Source organism: Mannheimia haemolytica (assembly GCF_004342115.1).
In the GTDB taxonomy this organism is placed as follows: Bacteria; Pseudomonadota; Gammaproteobacteria; order Enterobacterales; family Pasteurellaceae; genus Mannheimia; species Mannheimia haemolytica.
Window position 1 is genome coordinate 1 of the sequence record NZ_SMAC01000067.1, and the last position, 1407, is coordinate 1407.

Annotated in this window: 2 protein-coding genes; both read left to right on the forward strand. The window is 38.9% G+C overall.

Annotation, left to right across the window (positions count from 1 at the left end; genetic code table 11):
• Positions 1-291, forward strand: a 291-nt coding sequence (locus EDC41_RS13425; RefSeq protein WP_238330112.1) for a DUF4224 domain-containing protein, incomplete at its 5' end; no start/stop codon positions are given.
• The gene (locus EDC41_RS13430; protein ID WP_006251368.1) at positions 251-1306 is read left to right on the forward strand and encodes a tyrosine-type recombinase/integrase; all 1056 of its coding nucleotides are present in this window, start codon (positions 251-253) and stop codon (positions 1304-1306) included. The genes EDC41_RS13425 and EDC41_RS13430, both read left to right, overlap by 41 nt.
• The last annotated feature ends 101 nt before the right edge of the window (positions 1307-1407 follow it).

Genomic DNA, 1407 nt, shown 5'->3' on the forward strand with positions numbered 1-1407 from the left:
TTATTTGGAGAGAATATGGAACAACCTACTGAATTTTTAACGAAAGACGAACTTGCTGATTTAACAGGCTATCGTCAAAAGAAAAGACAAATCGAATGGTTGAGGGAGCGTCACTATATAATTCAAGATGAAAACAAGTATAAGCCATTAGTGCTATACAAAGATGTCTATGGGCACCCCCGCCAACAATATCCAGAAGCTCAATCCACTGGGAAATGGAAATCACCTGCTTATTTAATGGGAGTGAAAAATGGGAAGACCACGCAAACAACAGAATCGCTACTTACCTGAGAATTTACGTCCAAAAACAGTTACACGAAAATCAGGCAAAACTGTCATTTATTGGCTATATCGCACGCACGGAAAAACGGAAATCTCTCTAGGCACAAATAGAAATGAGGCTTTTATTAAGGCTGCTCAACTCAATATAGAAAGAGAAAGCCAAACTGCCAGAATTACTTTCGGGCTTGTAGCCAAACGTTATCGAGATGAAGTTATACCTCAGAAAAAAGCGAGCACAGCACAAACAGATTTATGCAAGATAAAAAATCTACTGCTATTCTTTAATGACGCTCCTCTCGAAGAAATCACCCCTCAACATATCCGAGAGTATATGACTTGGCGAAAAGACACACCGGGATCTGCTAATAACGAATTTTCAATGTTCAGTCATATTTGGCAATACGCTCGAGAGTGGGGTTATACAAACTTACCAAGCCCTAATATCGGAATGAAACGCTACCCTATCAGAAAGCGTGAAATTTACGTTGAGAACAATATATTTCAGATGGTATATGAAGTGGCAGATCAGGATATGAGAGACTTAATGGATCTCGCCTATATCACCGGACAACGTCCTGTCGATTTGGTCAATATCCGGAAAGAACACATTTTTGATGGTTATCTCCATATTGTTCAGCAAAAAACACAAGCCAAACTACGTATTGAGATAGTGGGAAAACTGGCTGATATTATCCAAGATAGGCTGGAGAAAGCTACTGGAACACACTTATTCAGCACTAAGAAAGGGGAAAAGCTAACCGCTAGAAAACTAGGTAAAAGGTTCACTTATATTCGGGAACAAGCGGTCAAGAATAACCCGGAATACGCAAATGAAATAATGGCATTCCAATTTCGGGATCTAAGAGCTAAATCAGGAACAGATAAAGCCCTTTCTCTAGGTGAAGAAGCCGCTCGCCAACAACTAGGTCATACTAGCGTTCAAATGACCAAAACATACATTCGAAAAGCCCCAATAGTAACCCCTATCAAAGAAAGTGTTCCCTCCTCAAAACACCAGTCTTAAAAGACAGTTTCGGAACATTTTGCATTTTTTCGGAACGTTTACATAAAAATCACTTATAATAGATTGAAAGATAAGTAATTTTTGTTACTCGTTATTACTGA

Coding starts and splice junctions, on each gene's coding strand:
- EDC41_RS13430 (WP_006251368.1), top strand. CDS start 251: ATGGGAAGACCACGCAAACAACAGAATCGCTACTTACCTGAGAATTTA.